This window comes from Planctomyces sp. SH-PL62 (assembly GCF_001610895.1).
GTDB lineage: Bacteria > Planctomycetota > Planctomycetia > Isosphaerales > Isosphaeraceae > Paludisphaera.
The window spans coordinates 1174167-1193107 of record NZ_CP011273.1 but is presented as its reverse complement, the minus strand read 5'-3'; the positions used below and the strand labels follow the sequence as shown (position 1 = coordinate 1193107).

The window sequence follows — 18941 nt, the reverse complement described above, 5'->3', positions numbered from 1 at the left end:
CCGGGGCGGCCGATCGAAGATCACAATTCGTTGCTGTCGTGGATCATCGGCTCCAGTTCCTTGGTGTTCCGCTCGACGGCCAGGACGATCGTCCGCTCCTCGACGCCGTCGGCGCTGGCGGCGACCGCCGGGATGATCTGCCGCGAGTCTGGCAGGCTGAAGCGGACGGTGAAGGTTCCGTCGGGACGGAGCTGGACCGTCTCGCCCTGAAGGGTGACCTGGGCGTTGGGCTCCGTCGTGCCGTAGACGATCAACTCGGCGTCGATCTCGAAGTGGAAGTTACGCCCCAGGCCGGGAAGCGCCCCGAGCGAGAGGTTCTGCATCGAGACGCTGGAGAGGGGACGGCGGAGACGCTCGTCGAACAGGTCGTTGAGGTCGATCGAAACCGGCCGATTGGCGTTGATCGTCGAGGGGTTCTGGACCCGCTCGAACTGCTGCTGGACGCTGGCCCAGTTCTCCTCGAGGACGTCGGTCGCGCCGGCCTTGGGAGTGGTGACGTTGTTGGACCTCGCCAGGACGTAGAACTTGCCCCGACGCGAGAGGTAGCCGACGTCGATCCGATACGAACGAGGCGGCTTGGAGACGTCGACGTACCAGTTGTTGACCCCGCCGTGGATCGGGATGTCACGGATCGGCCTCTCGGCCGCATTGGTGGTGTCCTCGCTGGTGACGTCCATCAGGCGGAGGATCGGCTGGGCGCTGTGCCACTCCTGACCGAGAGCGGCCTGGGCGCGGGCGAGCGTCGTGCGGCTCAACTCCCAGTGGGCGTGGAGCCAGTACGGATCGCGGGCGAGGACGATGATCCGATCCTTCTGCGAGGCGTGGTCCAGCGTGTGCAGGGCGGGCGCGGCCGAGGGGGTCGACAACGTCCGACAAGCGGCGGCGTCGGCGGCCGGGGTCGGGGGGGCGGCGGGTCGCTTGACGTTCTTCAACGCCCGGGGGGCGGGACGTTCCTTCTTGGCCCGGGGCGGCGTGGCCGGCCGGATCGAGGAGAGCGCACGGATCAACTGGTCCTTCCGCATCGCGTGCCATCCCGCGATGCCCCGCTCCTTGGCCATTTGCGAGAGGTGCTTCTTGTTACAGTCCTTCAGCGCGTCGATGGTCATACGGAGCCACTCCAACACCTTGGCCCCGCCCGGGGGCTCGGCCGCGATGTGTTGACGGGTTGCGTGATTCTTCCGTGAGTGGACCGATCCGGAAAACTCCCTGTGTCCCGGACGAGGGTAGTCGACTTCAAGACGCAACGGGCCGGGGCGATCGCATGCGGGGAGCGAGGGGCAAAAAAAAACGGCCGTCGACCCATCAAAGGTCGAGACCGTTGTCCTCAGCCGGAATTTTCTCGTCCACGCCACTGCGACGTCATCGCTGGTACCCCCATCGTTGAACCGGGGCTCGCGGGCAACATGCGTTACGCCGACCATTTCGGTGCTCGCTGACATCGGGATACCACATTGACACAAACCCTGTCAATTCCGATTTCGCCGCGGGACGGCGACGACCGACGCTTCGACACGTTTCGACCCGTCCGGATCCGCGCGCGGCCCGGGCCGCGGCCGGCGTCCGAAACCCGGGCTCCGGACCGGCCGCCGGACTTTGTGAAAAATTTCGCGAACCGGGTTCCTGGGCTGTTGACAGGAGGTCGGCGGGACTGCTTAATGGTACGGGCGTGCGACGCATCGTCTCGACGAGGACCTCGGTCCATCCCCTGCGTCCGGCGGTCCGGCTCGCCCGCGAGCCCTCGCCTGGAAGCGGACGTGGCCCGGCATCCGACGCCCCGCGTCGATGAGCTGGAGGCGGCCGTGGAGCGGGACCGGGATTCGCGATCGGGGGTGTCCGTCGGCCTCGAATGGGGGTCGCGGGTGACGACGATCGGGCTGGAGTTCGCGCTCCCCGCCGTACTCGGCCGCGGCCTCGACCGCTGGCTGGGGACGGCCCCCTGGCTCACCGCCGGGGGGGCGGTGCTCGGCCTGGCGATCGGGATGCTGCACGTGCTCCGCCTGCCCGCCGAGATCGAGCGGGCCGAGGAAAGGCGACGACGCCCGCGATCGGGCGGCGACGCGGATCAAGCCAACGGTTAAGCCCCGGTCGACGTCGCGAGACGCCCTCCCCGGGTCGGTTCATTTGAAGAGCGAATTCCCCGTCATGGCAGCACACGACCCCCTCGGCCATGTGGTCGACCATCCGACCCTGGAATTCCCCTGGTGGAACCCGCCCTCCCACCAGATGGAGATCCGGCTGCCGAACCCGCTGGGTTTCGAATCCACGCAGATCACCCGGTTCATGGTCATGGAGCTGATCGCGGCTGTCCTGGCGGTGGTCATCCTGATCCCGGTGGTGCGGCACATCCGGCGGCAGGCGGTGAGCCGGGGCGGCTTCTTCAACGCCTTCGAAGCGCTCCTGCTGTACATCCGGGACGACGTCGCCCGGCCGGCGATCGGCGGCCACGGGGCCGACCGGTTCCTCCCCTACCTGTGGACGGCCTTCTTCTTCGTCCTGTTCAACAACCTGCTGGGGATGATCCCCGGATTCGCCTCGCCGACCGGGAACATCAACGTGACGGCGGTGCTCGCGGTGATGACCCTGGCGACCGTGGTCTCCGCGGGCGTTCGCGAGATGGGGGTGTCGGGCTACCTGACCGGCCTGGTCCCCCACATCGACGTCCCCTGGCCCCTGAACTACTTCCTCTGGCCGCTCATGTTCGTCATCGAGGTGGTGGGCCTCCTGATCAAGCACATCGTGCTGGCCGTGCGACTGTTCGCCAACATGTTCGCGGGCCACGTGGTGCTGGCGGTGATCCTGGGCTTCATCCTGATGGCCAAGGGGCCGATCTTCTACTTCGTCATGCCGGCCAGCATCCTCGGCGTCATCACGCTGAGCCTGCTGGAACTGTTCGTGGCGTTCCTCCAGGCCTACATCTTCACGTTCCTCTCGGCGCTCTTCATCGGCTCGGCGGTGCACCCGCACTGACCGTCCGAGGGGCGGCGGGGGTTCGGTTCGCGGCGCGTCGCGGCCGCCCCGGCGAACGACCGAGGTTCGATCCGTCCGCGTTGCCTTGATGATGAAAACACCGGCGAGGGGGGCGTCCGACGCCGGCCCCCGCCGGGACGGGGCGTCGGGAAGCCTCGTCGCGTCCCCCTGCTCGTCGCAGTCGTCACCATTTAGTCTCCAGAGGGTCTGATGAAACTGATCAAGTCCGGACTGTTCGCGTTCGCTTTGCTGCTCATGAGCCAGGGCGCCTCCTTCGCCCAGGACGCCGTCGCCGTCCCGGTCGGCGGGACCGCCGTCGTGGCCCCGGTCGACCTCAAGCCGATCGGCGCCGGCCTCGTGATCGTGGGCGCCGGCCTGGGCATCGGCCTGCTGGCCCGCGCGGCCGTCGAGAGCATGGCCCGCCAGCCGGAGATCGCCGGCAACATCCAGACGGCCATGATCATCGCCGCCGCGCTCATCGAAGGCGTCACGTTCTTCGCCCTGCTGCTGCAGATCATCGTCTGAGCCGGCCCCGAGGGACGTCGGCGCCTTCGGGCGTCGCGTCCCCCCCGGCCCGGCCCGCGTCCCGACTTCGATCGGGTCGAGGGCCGGGCCCGGCGCCGCGTGGTCCCGTCCGACGACCGCACGATCCCGCCCCGCAAACGCGAGAACCCATTCATGCTCCGCATCTCAAAGTCCGCCCTGGGGTCCGGACTCGTCGCGCTGGCCCTGGCCGTCTCCGTCCCGACCGCCGCCCGCGCCTTCGAGGAAGCTCCGGCGGCCGCCACGGTCGCGGCGGCCCACGCGGCCCCGGCGGCCGACGGCCCCGAGGCGGTTGACGCCCACGGCGAGCACGGCGGCAAGTCCGACCCGATGGAGGTCCAGCCCGGCCTGGCGGTCTGGACGCTCGTCGTCTTCCTCGGCCTGCTGTTCGTCCTCGGCAAGTTCGCCTGGGGCCCCCTGCTCCAGGCCCTCCACCGCCGCGAGGAGCACCTCGAGCACTGCCTGCTCCAGTCGGAGAAGGCGCGCAACGACGCCGAGGAACTCCTGGCCGAACACCGCAAGCTCATGGCCGAGACCGACGACAAGGTCCGCGACCTCCTCTACAAGGCCCAGCGCGACGCCCAGACCCGGGCCGGCGAGCTGCTTCGTACGGCCCAGGCCGACGCCGACGCCGCCCGCGACCGCGCCCAGCGCGACATCGCCACGGCCCGCGACCAGGCCCTGTCCGAGATCTGGACCCGGACCGCCGACGTCGCCGTGACGGTCGCCGGCCGCGTCCTCGCCAGGGACCTGGGCGACGACGACCGCCGCCGCCTGCTCGACGACGCCATCCGCGAATTGCCCGAGGGCGCGAAGTCCGGAGGCACCCCGGTATGACGAACCCAGCCCCCAAGGCCCCCCGGACGAAGTCGCGGCGGCCCCTGGACGCGGGCGACGCGGAGGCCGCGCGCTCCTACGCCGGGGCCCTCCTCGGCGCGGCGGGCAAGTCCGACGAGGTCGACGCCGCCCTCGCCGACCTGGACGCGATCCGCGACGAGGTGCTCGCCGCCAACCCCCGGTTCGCCGAGGTCCTGGCCTCCCCGCAGGTGCCGACCGCCGAGAAGGACCGGATCCTCCGGGAACTGCTCGACGGCCGGGTCGCCGACGTGACCTCCCGCTTCCTCCGCGTCCTCAACCGGCACGGCCGCCTCGACCTGATCGCCGCCGTCGCCGAGGAGCTGCGCCGGCAGTGGGACCGCCAGAGCGGCCGCGTGGCCGTCCGGGTCCGGGCCGCCGCCCCGCTCGACGAAGGCCAGATGGAGGCGCTCCGCAAGAAGGTCGCCGGCATCACCCCGGGGACGCCCGTGTTCCACGTCGTCACCGACCCCGAACTCATCGGCGGCCTCGTCGTCCAGATCGGCGACGTGGTTTTCGACGCCTCGGTGCGCAACCGTCTTGAACAGATACGCCAGCGGCTGATCGAAGGAAAGACGCATGAAATTCAGAAGCGAAGAGATCAGTTCAGTCATTCAGCGTGAAATCGAGCAGTTCGCGCCCGAGGTCACCCGGTCCGAGGTCGGCACGGTGCTCGAGGTCGGCGACGGCATCGCGCGGGTGCACGGCCTCTCGGGCGTCATGGCCGGCGAGATGGTCGCGTTCAAGAACGGCGCCAAGGGGATCGCGCTCAACCTGGAAGAGGCGTCGGTGGGCGTCATCGTCCTGGGCGAGTACACCCAGATCGAGGAAGGCGACGAGGTCGTGGCGACCGGCCAGCTCCTCCGGGTGCCCGTCGGCGACGCCATGATCGGCCGCGTGGTCAACCCGCTGGGCGAGCCGCTCGACAACGCCGGCCCGATCGTCACCAGCCTGAGCCGCGCGATCGAGTCGCCGGCGGCCGGCATCGCCGACCGCCAGCCGGTCGACGAGCCGCTGCAGACCGGCATCAAGGCCATCGACGCCATGATCCCGATCGGCCGCGGCCAGCGCCAGCTCATCATCGGCGACCGCAAGACCGGCAAGACGGCCATCGCGATCGACACGATCCTCAACCAGAAGGGGACCGGCGTCATCTGCGTGTACGTGGCGATCGCGCAGAAGGAGTCGACGACCGCCGGGCTGGTCGACATCCTCCGCCGCCACGGCGCCATGGACTACACGATCGTCGTCGCCTCCGGCGCCAGCGATCCGGCCCCGCTCCAGTACATCGCCCCGTACGCCGGCTGCGCCATGGCCGAGTACTTCATGTACGAGCAGGGCAAGCCGACCCTCTGCATCTACGACGACCTTTCGAAGCAGGCCGTGGCGTACCGCGAGGTGTCGCTCCTGCTCCGCCGCCCGCCGGGCCGCGAGGCCTACCCGGGCGACATCTTCTACGCCCACTCCCGCCTCCTGGAGCGGTCGGCCAAGCTGGCGAATCGGTACGTCATCGTCCCCGATTCGACTAAGCCCGAGGCCGTGACCGAGGAGTCGGGGGTCGACAAGAAGGTCTACGTCGGCGTCCCCGGCGCCGAGGAGGCCGCGCACGCGCTGAAGGCGAGCTATCCCCAGGGTCACAAGGTCGTCAAGACCCCGACCTCGGGGGGATCGATGACGGCCCTGCCGATCATCGAGACGCTGGAAGGCGAGGTCTCGGCGTACATCCCGACGAACGTGATCTCGATCACGGACGGCCAGATCTACCTCCAGCCCGACCTCTTCTTCGCGGGCGTCCGGCCGGCCATCGACGTCGGCATCAGCGTCTCGCGGGTGGGCGGCAAGGCCCAGATCGCGGCGATCCGCAAGGTCGCCGGTGGCCTGCGGCTCGACCTGGCGGCCTTCCGCGAGCTGGAGGCCTTCGCCCAACTCGGCACCGACCTCGACAAGGCGACGCAGGCCCAGCTCGACCGCGGCTACCGCATGGTCGAGCTGCTCAAGCAGCCCCAGTATCAGCCGCTCTCGGCCATCGACCAGGTGATGAGCATCTTCGCCGGCGCCGAGGGGGCCCTGGACGACATCCCGGCCCGCGAGGTCCAGCGGTTCGAGCGCGAGTTCCTGGAGTTCCTCCACGCCTCGCGGTCCACGCTCGTCGAGGACCTGACCCGCGAGAAGAAGCTGACCGACTCGGTCCTGGCCGGCCTCAAGGCGGCCCTCAAGGACTTCAAGGCCCAGTTCCGGCACGCCGGCCAGGGCGCCGCGACGGCCGCGGTCGCGGCCAAGTCCTGACCCCGACGTCCCGAGCGATCGGGCCAACCGACTGAGCGAGGCCCCCGCCGCCGCCCCCCGCGGCGGCGGGGCCTTTCCGAGCGAATCCCGAGAGACCCCACGATGGCCAAGGCCCGCGCGATCATCAAACGCCGCAAGGCGGTCGACAATATTCGGAAGATCACCCGGACGATGGAGCTGATCGCCACGGCCCGGTTCCGCAAGGCGATGGACCGCGCGGTCGAGGCCGAGGCGTATACCAAGAAGATCGCCGAGATGGCCGCCGACCTCGGCGAGTCGTCGCCGTCGACCCCGCACCCCCTGTTCGAGAAGCGCGACCCCGTCCGCAACTCCCTGCTCCTGGTCCTCTCCAGCAATCGAGGGCTCGCCGGCGGCTACAACGGCAACGTCCTGCGGGCCGCCTTGAAGGACTACCAGGACCTCCAGGCGGAGGGCTCGACGATCGACGTCGAGATCTCCGGCAAGCGGGGCCAGAACTTCTGGAAGTATCGCAAGCTGCCGATCAGCGCCGGTTACCTGCAGTTCGAGGACAAGCCCGCCTTCGGCGAGGTCGAGCAGCTGGCCGAGCGTTACCTGGCGATGTTCCTGGAAGGGAAGATCGACCGGATGGACGTCGCCTACACCCGGTTCGTCAACACGGCCCGGCAGGAGGCCGTCGTGCGGACCTTGCTGCCGATCCAGGTGGACGCCGCCGACGCCGACCCGACCCCCGACGGCCACGCCCCGGCGGCCGACGGCCCCGGTCGCGAGCGGACGCCCTACGAGTTCCTGCCGGACGCCGAGGGGATCCTCAAGGAGATGGTCCCCGTCTCCTTCAAGGTCCGGCTCTTCAAGTGCTTCCTCGACGCGGCCGTCAGCGAGCAGATCGCCCGCATGGTGGCCATGAAGGGCGCCTCGCAGAACGCCGACGAGCTGTCCAAGAACCTCACCCGGCAGTACAACCGGGCCCGCCAGTCCCAGATCACCGGCGACCTGGCCGACATCGTCGGGGCCGCGACCGCCCTGAAATGACCCGAGGGCGGCCCACGCCCGCCCTCCCGCCCCCCCCGGCCCAGACACACAAAGAAGATCCACGCGTCCCAGGCGCTTGAAGACGAGGAATCCCGCGATATGGCGACTGCTACGAGGACCGGACGAATCGCCCAGGTGATCGGCTCGACCTTCGACGCCGAGTTCGAAGAGGGCGACCTGCCGAACATCTACAACGCCCTGACCGTCGACTCCGACCAGAAGGGCGCCCCGATCCACCTGACCGGCGAGGTGCAGCAGCACCTCGGCGGCAACCGGGTCCGCTGCGTGGCTCTGGGGTCGACCGACGGCCTGGTCCGCGGCATGACCGTCGTCGACACCGGCGCGCCGGTGAGCGTGCCGGTCGGCAAGGAGTCGCTGGGGCGGGTCTTCAACCTGCTGGGCCAGCCGATCGACGGCCGCGGCCCGGTCCCGTCGACCGAGAGCTGGCCGATCCACCGCGATCCCCCCTCGTTCGACGACCTCTCCCCCAAGACCGAGCAGTTCGAGACCGGCATCAAGGTCATCGACCTGCTGACGCCGTTCGTCCGCGGCGGCAAGATCGGCCTCTTCGGCGGGGCCGGGCTGGGCAAGACCGTCATCCTCCAGGAGATGATCTCCCGGATCGCGTCGGTCCACAGCGGCTACTCCGTGTTCGCCGGCGTCGGCGAGCGGACCCGCGAGGGGAACGACCTCTGGCTGGAAATGCAGGAGACCAAGGTCGGCAGCACCGGCAAGTCGGTCATCGACTCGACGGTCATGTGCTTCGGCCAGATGAACGAGCCCCCGGGCGCCCGCCTCCGCGTCGCCCTGACGGCCCTGACCATGGCCGAGTGGTTCCGCGACGCCACCGGGGCCGACACCCTGCTGTTCATCGACAACATCTTCCGGTTCAGCCAGGCCGGCTCCGAGGTCTCCGCGCTGCTGGGCCGGATGCCGTCCAACGTGGGCTACCAGCCGACTTTGGCCACCGAGATGGGCGCCCTGCAAGAGCGCATCACCTCGACCAAGAAGGGCGCCATCACCTCGGTGCAGGCCGTCTACGTCCCGGCCGACGACCTCACCGACCCGGCCCCAGCGACGACCTTCGGCTTCCTGGACGCCTTCATCGTCCTGTCGCGGTCGATCTCCGAGAAGGGGATCTACCCGGCCATCGACCCGCTCGGCTCCAGCTCCCGCATCCTCGACCCGCAGTACGTCGGCCAGGAGCACTACGACGTCGCCCAGCGGGTGCAGAAGATCCTCCAGCGCTACAAGGAGCTGCGGGACATCATCGCCATCCTCGGCGTCGACGAGCTGTCCGAGGACGACAAGCTGATCGTCCACCGCGCCCGCCGCATCGAGCGGTTCCTCTCGCAGCCGTTCTTCGTGGCCGAGGTCTTCCTCAACAAGCCGGGCGAGTACACCAAGCTGCCGGACACCATCCGCAGCTTCAAGGAAATCTGCGACGGCAAGTGGGACCACCTGCCGGAATCGGCGTTCATGTACGTCGGCTCCATCGAGCAGGCCGAGGAACAGGCCAAGAAGATGGGCGCGATCTGACCGGAACGGTAAACGAGCCCAGCCCGACAGGGGAACCCGCGAATCATGGCCAGCCAGACCGAAACCACCCTCCCGGAAGGGTCGGGACTCCTGTCCCGGCCCCTCGTCTGCCAGGTGGTGACCCCCGAGAAAACCGTCTTCGCCAAGACCGTGGACTTCGTCGCCCTGCCGCTCTACGACGGCGAGCTCGGCGTCCTCCCCGGCCGGTCCCCCCTGCTCGGCCGACTGGGGTACGGTGAGCTGCGGATCAAGGTCGACGGCGGGACCGAATCCTATTTCGTCGACGGCGGCTTCGCCCAGGTCCGTGAGAACACCGTCACCGTCCTGACGAACCGGGCGATCCCCGCCGCCAAGATCGAGACCAACGGCACCGCCGAACGCCTCGACGAGCTCCTCAAGCGACCCGCCGTCACCGACGCCGAGGTCGCCGAGAAGTCCAAGGCCGTCTCCCAGCTCCGCGCGATGCTCCACATCAGCAACAAGCCCTGACGTCCCCGCGACCGACCCCCCTCCAATTCGGGACCCGACGAATGCGCCGACGCTTCGTCCGGTCCCGATTTTGCCTTTCATCCTTCCAACCCATCCCACGTCCTCGAATCCCCGACCGGGAATGTCGACGGACGCGAGGGCTTCGCCCAGGAGCGACCACCGTGACCGAACAGAACCATGACGAGCTTGAGAACGAACAGGCCCACGAGCACGACGACAACTGCGGCTGCGGCCATGACCATGACGACGACGAAATGGTCGAGATCGTCTACCTGGCCAAGGAAGACGTCCTGGAAGCCGAAGGGATCTCGGCCGACGAGTTCGCCGAGGCCCTCGACAAGGCCATCGACGGCCTGGAAGCCCTCGCCATGCGGGAAGACGTGACCGACGAAGAGATCCCCGCCATGGAGGACCTCACGCTCGCGATCAAGGGCAAGGAGTACCGCCTCGGCGACCTCGCCGACATCTCCTTCGAGGGCGACCTCGACGAGGATGAGGACGACGAGGAATTCGAGGACGACGACGAGGTCGAGGACGCCGAGGTCGAAGGTGAAAAGGCCTGACCGCGACTCCCGCCGATCACGCACCGGATTGGGTTCGATCGCAATGGTCGAACCCAACCCCGGATCTTCCCAAGTCTTGATTCCTAAACCACTTGCGACCGTTTCTCAGCTCATCGCATTGGCTTCGTTCGGCGGATTTCACCGTCTCGTCGCCTCGACTCCGCGGAGCATTCGCGATTGGCTTCGTCAGCGCCCCTTGAAATCGAAGCCATCGCACGTTAATCGTTTCAAGACAGGCGATTGCGCACAGATCGACTGTTCCGACTTTGGCTTCGTTCGGCGATTTCCGTGCAGCGCCGACCCAAATCCCCGCCGTCCTGAGTTCCCGAACCGAGCCTTCGGTTCGTCGTATCAACTCGTCCCCGATTGCGGGATCGGCGCCCATCCGCGCGCAGCGCCCCCTGCTTTCATGATGGGAGACGAAACCGAGATCGAGCGAGCCCTGCTCTCGTACGGCCCCGTTCCTCCACGCACGCCCGGAAGAAAACTCGGGATCGGATGAACCGACCAGGGGGCTTCCCCGACTCCTTGATCGAGGTTGTTCAAGGGGGAGCCGAACCATGGATCGAGACGAGACCGAGGTGGTGCTCGAGCTGCTGGTCGTCCGCTGCCAGCGCGGGGAGCGGGCCGCGTTCGACGAATTGATCGGGGGATGGGAGCGCAGGCTCTTCGTCTTCATCCGGAAGCTCGTGTCGGACGAGGAGGAGACCTGGCAACTCTTGCAGGAGGTCTGGCTCCAGGTCCTGCGCGGGATCGCGACGGTGCGGGACCCCCGGCGTTTCCCGGTCTGGCTTTATCAGGTCGCACGCAACACGGTGATGACCCACCATCGCCGCGAGTACGCCCGCGCCCGTCAGCTCGACGGCGACGTGGCGGACCCGGGGGACGACGCCGACGGCTTCGACGACGCGGAGATGGTCCACCACGGGCTTTCTCGGCTGCCGCTGCCGGACCGCGAGGTGCTGACCCTGCACTTCCTGAACGACCTCAGCATCGCCGAGACGGCCGAGGTGCTCGGGATTCCCCCGGGCACGGTCAAGTCTCGACTCTACAGGGCCAAGCGCGCGCTTCGCGACGCGATCGGCCCGGAAGGAGGTCCTCATGGCTGACCGCAACGACGTCCGACTCGCCGGGTTCCTGGATTCCGAGCCGATCGACCCGGCCCTGCGGGAGCGCTATCAGGCGATCCTCGAAGCTCGCCTCGGCTCAAATTGGCCCCTGGGGAGGAAGACCCGCTACGTCCTCATCGCCGCGGCGGGCCTGATCGGGTTCCTGGTCGCGGGCTCGTTGAGCCTGACGGAGCCGGACGCCACCCCGAGGGCGGTGCGGGGGTTGCTCGGCCTCTTCGCCCTGTTCGGCCTGGGCTGGGCGACCTTCGCCGGCTGGGCCCTGGCTCGACGGCGGGGGGGGATCGCGAGCGAACGGCGCGCGGCGTCGCGGATCGCGCTCGGGTTCACCCTCGCCGCGCTGGTGGGGATCGGCCTGACGGCGATCGCGCTCGGGAAGGAGGCCGCCGCCGCGCCGATGCTCGTCGTCGGCCTGGGATTCCTCGTCCTGGCGGCCGTCGGCTCGGTCCAGGCGCGGATCGAGGAGGCCGAGCTGGCGGTCCGGGAGCAACTCCTCCGGCTGGAATCCCGTATAATCGGAGCGGAGGGGGCGGCGGGACGTGCCCGCGGCTCGGGAAGGGACTCTTGAGACGGCGTGGGGCGGTCGCGAGTGCGGCCGTCGTACATCGCGAAGGCGGACGACCCGAATGAATCGACTTCGCGAGCGACTCGCGGGCCTGGCGGAAACCCGTCGCCACGTGCATCTGACCCGTCGGGTGGCGGGCGGCTGGGAAGCCACCGGGTTCGTCCTGGCGGTGGGCCGGCGGCTCGTCCTCCTGCATCAGACTCGGGACTTCCAGCTCGACGGCCTCCTCCTGCTCCCGCTCCAGGACGTCGCGAGGCTCCGATGCACCTCGGTAGACCGCTTCGCCGAGAAGGTGTTCGCGGGCGAAGGGATGCTGGACCAGATCGGCACGGACCTGGACGTCTCGCTGGAAGGGATCGCCCCCGCCCTCGACGACCTCCGTCGAGGCGGGCGATTCGTGGTGATCGAGTGCGAGAGCCGTTTCGATCCCGAGGACGACGATTTCCTGATCGGCCCGATCGTGGGGCTGAACGTCCACGAGGTCGCCATGCGAGGCTTCGCCCCCGACGGCCGATGGGATCGGAAACGTTGCCGCGTGGCGCTGGACTCGATCACCCAGATCCAGTTCGACACGCCCTACATCGAAGCTTACCGAAAGTACCTCGCCCCGCCGCCGCTGCCGCGTCAGTTGGACTGAATCGGCCGGGTGGGGACCGCGAAGAATCCCGGTCGGCGTTCCATCCGTCGCTCGGTCCAGCCGGACTCGGTCCAGGCGTGGTGGATCACGTCCACGTCGGGGCCGTCGAGGACGATTTCCAGGAAGCCGGGGGGATTTTTCCCGGTCTCGTCGCGCAGCAGGGGCGCGCCGGCGTTCAGGCAGAGCTGGTCCGGGATGTCGGGCGGGGTGAACGCCCAGGCGTGGTGGACGTGGCCGCAACAGAACAGGTGGGGGCCGAGGGTCGCCAGCCAGGCGGCCAGCCGGGGAGCGTCGTCCAGGCGCTTCGAGTCGAGCTTACGCCTCAGCGCGGGGGGGGCGTCGGTCGGGTAATGGCAGGCGACGATCAGGCGATCGACCGAGCCCCGGTGCTCCTCCCAGAGCTTGCGGGCGGCGTCGAGCTGAGCGAGCGGCAGGTGGCCCCTCGCGTGAAGCGCGGCGCGTGTGGGGTCCAGGCCGAGGACGGCGGTCTTCTCGGCGACGAACTTGATCCAGGGGAACCGTGGGGCGCCCATGAATCGGCCGAACGCGCGTTCGAAGTGGTTCTCCCGGAAGGCCATCCCGGTGTAGCGGTCGTGGTTGCCGGGGATCACCGTCGCGCGGGAGGGGTCGCCGAGCAAGGGGGCCAGGGCTTCCAGGGCCTGGTGGAACTCCGCGGTCATGGCCGTCGTGGTCAGGTCGCCGGTGATCAGGAGGTGGTCGGCGTCCCTCGCCCTGATCCGCTCGACGACCTCGCCGAGCCGTTCCAGGCGGAATCGGCGGGCCCGCCCCAGCAGCAGGGAGGCCATCCCGACGAGCCGTTTGTTCATCAACCGCATCGGGTTGAACTCGTGCTTCCAGACGTGCACGTCGGAGGCGTGGATGAGTCGCAATGGGGGCACCGCGGAAGTCCAGCGATGAGGACGGAGGGACCTCGGGCGGCGGGACGTCAACCGTCCCAGCCGACCCAACCGACCAGGACATCGTACGCCGTGTGCGCCCCGACCGCGATGCCGAACCCCCGGAGGATGAAGACCCAGGCGAAGAAGACGCCGGCCATCCAGCGGAAGATGAACGCGAACCAGGTGAACGCCTCGCCCGGGTTGCCCGCGTGGTGGGCCAGCGAGAAGAGGAGCGCCGAGCCCGTGACCGCCGTCGCGTTGGAGAGGACCTGGGGCGTCTGCAAGCCGCGCAGGAGATAGAAGACGAAGGGGACGAGCAGGAGCCGGAACAAGGCTTCCTCGTAGACCCCGGCGCCCAGGTAGCCCACGAGCTGCGCCGCCGAGCCGTCGGCCGAGCCGGGGACCTGGAGCAAGACGGTGGGTGGATTCGTCCGCTCCATCAGGTCGAAGCCCATGTCCACGAGGCGGCTCACCCCCACCAGGGCGACCGCCAGGACCAGGCTCTCGAAGATCATCCCGGCGACCACCATCGGCGAGAACTTCCAGCCCTTGGGCTGGAACGCCTGCCATCCCAGGAGGATCAGGAAGAGCGACAGGGGGAGGAGCCAGTGGTCCGTGAGCCCGGCCGCCGCCAGGCTCTGGCGCATCCAGGCGTCGGCGCCCGTCCGCAGGGCGGAGGCGGAACTCCCCCCCAGCCAGACCACCCCGAACTCGTAGGCCAGGACGATCGGCGCGACCAGGACGAGCGACGGGAGCGGCTTGCGGGTCGTCGACCAGTACCCCGGCGTCGGGTCCTCGATCGGCTCGACGAAGATCAGCCGCCGCAGCTTTCGCCGGCCGTCGGCGGAGCGCGACTTCGGATCCAGGTCCGGGAAGTCTTTGATGGACTTCAAATCTTCCCTCCCTCGGGCCGCGCCCGCGCGGCGGGGCCGCGTTCGTTCGGAACAGTCGTAGCGTTCGAACTCGTCGAACCAGACGAAATCGGCGTTCGGCTTGCTGGCGGTGCAACAGGCGGCTACGATAACCTTACCATACAGATGAGGTGCCAGCTCGACGGCGCGGCGGGCGGTCGAAAATCCTCCGCGTCATCAACCCCCGCCTCCGTTCGAGGCTCGCCCACGGCGAGCCCAAATCGACGGCGGCCCATGCCGCGCGTGGCGTTCGCGACGGCGACGACGAACGCCCGTGGATCGTCGCGGCCCGCGACGCCGCCGCCGAGTCGTTCTCTTGACCTGCCCCGAGCGTAGATGGGAGATGTTGGCGTGATCGTGCGACGGCGCTTCGTGGTCGGCCTTGGCCTTTCGATATTGCTGATGCCGGCGGTCGGGTGCTCGGACGCGGAACTCGCCGACTCCATCGTCTACGAGGAGCAGCCGGCGATGACCCGCGAGATCGAGGGCAAGGCCCACCTCGCCGGCAAGCCGAAGATCCAGGAGAAGACCCGCGAGGCGATGGCGAAGCTCTACGGCCCGTCGCCCCGGGAGATCCACGTCCCGGAAGACGCACCGCTGACCAAGGACGAGTCGGGCCGGGTCGGGATGCTGCTCGGGAATTACGAGCAGACGTCGGAGGGGCCGAAGAAGCTCCCCCACGCCGGCGGCTACGCCCTCTACCGCCGCCACTGCCTCCACTGCCACGGCGTGACCGGCGCGGGGGACGGGCCGACGGCCGCGTTCGTCTTCCCCCCTCCCCGCGACTTCCGCCGGGGCCTGTTCAAGTTCACCTCGACCCCCAACGGCGCGCGGCCCGCCCGGGAAGACCTCCGGCGGACGATCCGCGACGGCCTCCACGGGACGTCGATGCCCGCGTTCGAGGCCCTGCTGACCCCGGCCGAGATCGAGCAGGTGGTCGACTACGCGACCTTCCTCAGCCTCCGCGGCGAGACCGAACTGGCCCTCATCGAGGAAGGCTTCATCGCCGACGACGAGGACGAGGACGCCCTGGAGCCCGACGTGGTCGACGAGCTGGTCCAGTCGGTCCTGGGCAAATGGGCCGACGCGGACGACCAGGTGGTGGACCCGCCGGTCCCGCGCACGCCCCCCTCGGCCGAGAGCGTCGCGCGAGGTCGCGACCTGTTCCTGGGCCGCACCAAGGAGAAGCTCGAGTGCGCCGGCTGCCACGGGGCGAAGGGGAAGGGGGACGGCCCCAGCTTCGTGGACCTGAAGGTCTTCAACCGGATCGTCTTCGGCGGCGACCCGAGCAAGATGCCCGAACGGGTGGCGAAGCTCGACCAGCCGACCCAGGAGCTGTGGAAGCAGAAGCTCGACGAGTGGGGGACCCCGCTCCGCCCGGCCGACCTGTCCCGGGCGGTGTACAAGGGAGGGAGGCGGCCGATCGACCTCTACTGGCGGATCGCCAAGGGGATCACCGGCGCCCAGATGCCCGCCCACTACCCGGGGATCGACCACGCCCAGATCTGGGACCTCGTCAACTTCGTGCTCGCCCTCCCCTACCAACCCGAGCTTGTGGACGTCGCCCCGGCCGCGCCCCCTGTCGAGACCGGGACCGGAGCCGGGGGGGTGGCGGCCGACGCCGACTCCCAGGACCCGGCGGTCCGACGGTGACCGCGACGACGACGCCGAGCGAGCGAGCGGCCGGCTTCGACGGGGAAGCCGGAATTCTGATACCTTGATCGAGACCGAGTCACCGGCCCGGGTCGCCCGCCTCTTGCCGCGGCGACCGGGGACGCCCGACCGTGGGAGCCCCCTTTTTTGCGATACTGGAGCCTGATCTTCGCACTCGCGGGCGTGTTCAGCGTGGGGGCGTTCGCCTACGCGCCGTTCTCGGCCGACTGGTGGCTCCCCAACCCCGCCGGGGAGCCGTACCACTCCGTCTCGACGTTCGGACGCGAGATCGACGCGCTGTTCGTCATCATCCTCGTCCTCTCCGGGGCGGTGTTCATCGCCACCCAGGCGGCCCTGGTGTGGGCGCAGTTCCGCTACGCCGACAAGCTCGACGAGGACGGGCGGCCGGTCCGCCCCGCGCAATACTTCCACGGCAGCCAGCGGCTGGAGGTGATCTGGACGATCATCCCGGCCGGCATCCTGGTCTTCCTGGCGCTCTACCAGATGGGGACCTGGGCGAACATCAAGTTCCGCTCGGCGGCGCCGCGGACCCCGGCCCTGGCCGAGGTGACCGCCCGCCAGTTCCAGTGGGTCGTCAAGTACCCCGGCCCCGACGGCCGGTTGGGGACGGAGGACGACCTGTTCACCGTCAACGACCTGCACCTGGTCAAGGACCAGATGGCGCTCATCCACCTGAAGTCGGCCGACGTGATCCACTCGTTCTTCCTCCCGCAGATGCGGGTGAAGCAGGACGCGGTCCCCGGCATGGCGATCCCCGTCTGGTTCGACTGCGACCGTGCGGGCCGGTATGAACTGGCCTGCGCCGAGCTTTGCGGCTGGGGCCACTACAAGATGCGGGGCGAGGTGGTGGTGCACGAGACCGAGGAGGAGTTCCAGGCGTGGCAGGCGGCCAAGCTCGCCGAGCAGGGCCGGAGCCAGGCGGCGCCGCCCCCGGATCGGGCGGACGAAGCGGAAGCGGAAGGGGACGAGAAATGAGTGCGGAACCGACCACGGCCGGCGTCCACCCCCCGACGGCCCCCCACCCGGCCGAGGGCTTCGGGGCGGAGGTCCACCATCCGGTCCCCTCGAACTTCCTGACGCGGTACGTCTTCTCGACCGACCACAAGGTGATCGGGATCCAGTTCCTGTTCTCCAGCCTGATCGCTTTCCTCGTCGGCGGCCTGCTGGCGATGGTGATCCGCTGGCAGCTCGCCTGGCCGTGGAGGCCGATCCCGATCCTCTCGCAGTGGCTCTGGTCGAGCCCCGCGCTGGGGGGGCAGATGCCGCCGGAGTTCTACAACAAGCTGTTCACGATGCACGCGACGATCATGATCTTCTTCGTGATCATCCCGCTCTTGACCGGGGCGTTCGGCAACTTCCTGATCCCGCTGATGATCGGCGCGCGGGACATGGCGTTCCCGAAGCTGAACATGTTCTCCTACTGGATCATGTGGCCGGGCTTCGCGCTGATCACGGCCTCGTTCTTCGTCGAAGGCGGGGCGCCCGAGGCCGGCTGGACGAGCTATCCGCCGCTGGCGACCGGCTTCCACGCGGCGCCGGGGTCGCTCAACGGCCAGACCTACTGGCTGCTGGCGCTGTTGTGCGCCGGGATCTCGTCGCTGACCGGCTCGATCAACTACATCACGACGATCGTGATGCTGCGGTCGCCGGGCATGAAGATGTTCCGGATGCCGATGACGGTCTGGTCGCTGTTCATCACGGCCCTGCTCCAGGCGTTCGCGCTGCCGGTCCTGACCTCGGCACTGGTGATGCAGACCCTGGACCGGCTGGCGGGGACGAACTTCTTCTCGCCGGCGGGGGGGACCATCGCGAACGCGCCGGCGGTGGTCGGCGGCGGTGCCCCCCTGCTCTGGCAGCACCTGTTCTGGTTCTACTCGCACCCGGCGGTCTACATCATGATCCTGCCGGGGATGGGGATCGCGTCGGACGTGATCTCGACGTTCTCGCGGAAGCCGCTGTTCGGCTACAAGCCGATGGTGGTGGCGCTGGCGGCGATCGCCGGCCTGGGCTTCATCGTCTGGGGCCATCACATGTTCCAGTCGGGCATGAATCCCGCGCTGGCGGCGACGTTCATGCTCTCGACGATGATGATCGCGCTCCCCTCGGCCATCAAGGTCTTCAACTGGATCGGCACGATGTGGGGGGGGCGGATCCAGTACACGACGGCCATGCTCAACGCGATGGCGTTCGTCTCGATGTTCATCATCGGCGGGCTGTCGGGGATCTTCATGGCGGCGACCCCCGTGGACATCCACATCCACGACACGTATTTCATCGTCGGCCACATCCACTACGTCCTGTTCGGCGGCAGCACGTTCGCGGTCTTCGCCGGGATCTACTACTGGTTCCCCAAGATCTTCGGCCGGATGATGAGCGAGCGTCTGGGGCTGATCCACTTCTTCCTGACGTTCCTGTTCTTCAACGGCACCTTCTTCTTCATGCACATCGTCGGCTGGCACGGCCACATGCGGCGGATCGCCGACCCGACGGTGTACGAGTTTCTGAGGGCGCCCGGGGTCGTCTGGATGAACCAGTTCATGACCATCAGCGCGTTCGGGCTGGGGCTCTCCCAGCTCGTGTTCGCCTGGAACTTCCTCGCCAGCCTGGTCGCCGGCCCGGTCGCGGGCCCGAACCCCTGGCGGGCGAACTCGCTGGAGTGGACGACGACGTCGCCCCCCCCGCCCTATAATTTCGCGACGCTGCCGAGGGTGTACCACGCCCCCTACGAATACAGCGTCCCGGGGAACGAGGAGGACTTCCTCCCCCAGACCCGGCCGCTGCCGCCGAACATCACGCTGGACCCGGTCATGGCGTGACGTGCGCCCCGGCCCGTTTCGTTCGTTCCGGCCCCGCCCGCTCGATTCCAGGAGTCCCT

General features: G+C 68.7%; 19 protein-coding genes. 16 read left to right on the top strand and 3 right to left on the bottom strand.

The genetic code is table 11. The features are described 5' to 3' along the window. Positions 1-20: 20 nt before the first annotated feature. Positions 21-1106 carry a DUF4912 domain-containing protein gene (locus tag VT85_RS04640; protein ID WP_068411204.1) on the bottom strand — a complete coding sequence of 362 codons (1086 nt, stop codon included), beginning with the start codon at positions 1104-1106 and terminating at the stop codon, positions 21-23. 648 nt (positions 1107-1754) lie between these two features. On the opposite strand from VT85_RS04640, the gene VT85_RS04635 reads away from it, so the two are divergent. From VT85_RS04635 to VT85_RS04575, 13 genes are all read left to right on the top strand, one after another. Then, positions 1755-2078 (top strand): AtpZ/AtpI family protein, encoded by a 324-nt coding sequence (locus tag VT85_RS04635; protein WP_068411201.1) that lies wholly within the window; start codon positions 1755-1757, stop codon positions 2076-2078. Positions 2079-2142: 64 nt separating this feature from the next. Next, positions 2143-2967 carry a F0F1 ATP synthase subunit A gene (gene atpB, locus VT85_RS04630; RefSeq protein WP_068421376.1) on the top strand — a complete coding sequence of 275 codons (825 nt, stop codon included), beginning with the start codon at positions 2143-2145 and terminating at the stop codon, positions 2965-2967. A gap of 210 nt (positions 2968-3177) precedes the next feature. Next, positions 3178-3492 (top strand): ATP synthase F0 subunit C, encoded by a 315-nt coding sequence (atpE, locus tag VT85_RS04625; RefSeq protein WP_068411198.1) that lies wholly within the window; start codon positions 3178-3180, stop codon positions 3490-3492. A gap of 153 nt (positions 3493-3645) precedes the next feature. Beyond that, positions 3646-4347, top strand: coding sequence for a F0F1 ATP synthase subunit B (atpF, locus tag VT85_RS04620; RefSeq protein ID WP_068421373.1), 702 nt, complete (start codon positions 3646-3648; stop codon positions 4345-4347). Continuing rightward, the gene (gene atpH, locus VT85_RS04615; RefSeq protein ID WP_068411194.1) at positions 4344-4988 is read left to right on the top strand and encodes an ATP synthase F1 subunit delta; all 645 of its coding nucleotides are present in this window, start codon (positions 4344-4346) and stop codon (positions 4986-4988) included. Before atpF ends, atpH begins: the two co-directional genes overlap by 4 nt. Further along, the gene (atpA, locus tag VT85_RS28950) at positions 4945-6651 is read left to right on the top strand and encodes a F0F1 ATP synthase subunit alpha (protein WP_068411190.1); all 1707 of its coding nucleotides are present in this window, start codon (positions 4945-4947) and stop codon (positions 6649-6651) included. The genes atpH and atpA overlap by 44 nt, the downstream gene beginning before the upstream one ends. 102 nt (positions 6652-6753) lie before the next feature. Continuing rightward, the gene (gene atpG / locus VT85_RS04605; RefSeq protein WP_068411185.1) at positions 6754-7662 is read left to right on the top strand and encodes an ATP synthase F1 subunit gamma; all 909 of its coding nucleotides are present in this window, start codon (positions 6754-6756) and stop codon (positions 7660-7662) included. Positions 7663-7761: 99 nt separating this feature from the next. Continuing rightward, complete coding sequence (gene atpD, locus VT85_RS04600; protein ID WP_068411182.1) at positions 7762-9201, top strand: F0F1 ATP synthase subunit beta; 1440 nt, start codon at positions 7762-7764, stop codon at positions 9199-9201. Between the two features lie 45 nt (positions 9202-9246). Next, positions 9247-9690 carry an ATP synthase F1 subunit epsilon gene (atpC, locus tag VT85_RS04595; RefSeq protein WP_068411179.1) on the top strand — a complete coding sequence of 148 codons (444 nt, stop codon included), beginning with the start codon at positions 9247-9249 and terminating at the stop codon, positions 9688-9690. Positions 9691-9851: 161 nt separating this feature from the next. Further along, positions 9852-10253, top strand: a complete 402-nt coding sequence (locus tag VT85_RS04590; RefSeq protein WP_068411175.1) for a hypothetical protein — start codon at positions 9852-9854, stop codon at positions 10251-10253. Positions 10254-10813: 560 nt separating this feature from the next. Further along, positions 10814-11362 (top strand): RNA polymerase sigma factor, encoded by a 549-nt coding sequence (locus VT85_RS04585; RefSeq protein WP_068411172.1) that lies wholly within the window; start codon positions 10814-10816, stop codon positions 11360-11362. After that, entirely contained in the window at positions 11355-11948 is a 594-nt protein-coding gene (locus tag VT85_RS04580) for a hypothetical protein (RefSeq protein WP_068411163.1), read from the top strand. Before VT85_RS04585 ends, VT85_RS04580 begins: the two co-directional genes overlap by 8 nt. A gap of 58 nt (positions 11949-12006) precedes the next feature. Continuing rightward, positions 12007-12582: a hypothetical protein gene (locus tag VT85_RS04575; RefSeq protein ID WP_068411160.1), complete on the top strand. Its 576-nt coding sequence runs from the start codon at positions 12007-12009 to the stop codon at positions 12580-12582. On the opposite strand, the gene VT85_RS04570 is transcribed toward VT85_RS04575, so the two are convergent. Further along, entirely contained in the window at positions 12570-13481 is a 912-nt protein-coding gene (locus VT85_RS04570; protein ID WP_197491089.1) for a metallophosphoesterase family protein, read from the bottom strand. The two genes, VT85_RS04575 and VT85_RS04570, sit on opposite strands and share 13 nt — an antisense overlap. Positions 13482-13528: 47 nt before the next feature. Further along, positions 13529-14374, bottom strand: coding sequence for a CPBP family intramembrane glutamic endopeptidase (locus VT85_RS04565; protein ID WP_068411154.1), 846 nt, complete (start codon positions 14372-14374; stop codon positions 13529-13531). A 420-nt stretch (positions 14375-14794) separates the two neighbouring features. Between VT85_RS04565 and VT85_RS04555 the strand changes: the two genes are divergently transcribed. From VT85_RS04555 to VT85_RS04545, 3 genes are all read left to right on the top strand, one after another. Then, positions 14795-16045 (top strand): c-type cytochrome, encoded by a 1251-nt coding sequence (locus tag VT85_RS04555; protein WP_068411147.1) that lies wholly within the window; start codon positions 14795-14797, stop codon positions 16043-16045. A 147-nt stretch (positions 16046-16192) separates the two neighbouring features. Next, a complete protein-coding gene (locus VT85_RS04550) occupies positions 16193-17041 on the top strand; it encodes a cytochrome c oxidase subunit II (protein ID WP_082858361.1) in 849 nt (282 codons plus the stop codon). Then, positions 17038-18882 (top strand): cbb3-type cytochrome c oxidase subunit I, encoded by a 1845-nt coding sequence (locus tag VT85_RS04545; protein WP_068411144.1) that lies wholly within the window; start codon positions 17038-17040, stop codon positions 18880-18882. Before VT85_RS04550 ends, VT85_RS04545 begins: the two co-directional genes overlap by 4 nt. Positions 18883-18941 lie beyond the last annotated feature (59 nt).

What these genes read in the sequence shown, in the direction of transcription:
- VT85_RS04640 (WP_068411204.1), bottom strand. Translation starts at nt 1,106, where the DNA reads ATGACCATCGACGCGCTGAAGGACTGTAACAAGAAGCACCTCTCGCAA.
- atpB (WP_068421376.1), top strand. Translation starts at nt 2,143, where the DNA reads ATGGCAGCACACGACCCCCTCGGCCATGTGGTCGACCATCCGACCCTG.
- atpE (WP_068411198.1), top strand. Translation starts at nt 3,178, where the DNA reads ATGAAACTGATCAAGTCCGGACTGTTCGCGTTCGCTTTGCTGCTCATG.
- atpF (WP_068421373.1), top strand. Translation starts at nt 3,646, where the DNA reads ATGCTCCGCATCTCAAAGTCCGCCCTGGGGTCCGGACTCGTCGCGCTG.
- atpH (WP_068411194.1), top strand. Translation starts at nt 4,344, where the DNA reads ATGACGAACCCAGCCCCCAAGGCCCCCCGGACGAAGTCGCGGCGGCCC.
- atpA (WP_068411190.1), top strand. Translation starts at nt 4,945, where the DNA reads ATGAAATTCAGAAGCGAAGAGATCAGTTCAGTCATTCAGCGTGAAATC.
- atpG (WP_068411185.1), top strand. Translation starts at nt 6,754, where the DNA reads ATGGCCAAGGCCCGCGCGATCATCAAACGCCGCAAGGCGGTCGACAAT.
- atpD (WP_068411182.1), top strand. Translation starts at nt 7,762, where the DNA reads ATGGCGACTGCTACGAGGACCGGACGAATCGCCCAGGTGATCGGCTCG.
- atpC (WP_068411179.1), top strand. Translation starts at nt 9,247, where the DNA reads ATGGCCAGCCAGACCGAAACCACCCTCCCGGAAGGGTCGGGACTCCTG.
- VT85_RS04585 (WP_068411172.1), top strand. Translation starts at nt 10,814, where the DNA reads ATGGATCGAGACGAGACCGAGGTGGTGCTCGAGCTGCTGGTCGTCCGC.
- VT85_RS04580 (WP_068411163.1), top strand. Translation starts at nt 11,355, where the DNA reads ATGGCTGACCGCAACGACGTCCGACTCGCCGGGTTCCTGGATTCCGAG.
- VT85_RS04575 (WP_068411160.1), top strand. Translation starts at nt 12,007, where the DNA reads ATGAATCGACTTCGCGAGCGACTCGCGGGCCTGGCGGAAACCCGTCGC.
- VT85_RS04555 (WP_068411147.1), top strand. Translation starts at nt 14,795, where the DNA reads ATGCCGGCGGTCGGGTGCTCGGACGCGGAACTCGCCGACTCCATCGTC.
- VT85_RS04545 (WP_068411144.1), top strand. Translation starts at nt 17,038, where the DNA reads ATGAGTGCGGAACCGACCACGGCCGGCGTCCACCCCCCGACGGCCCCC.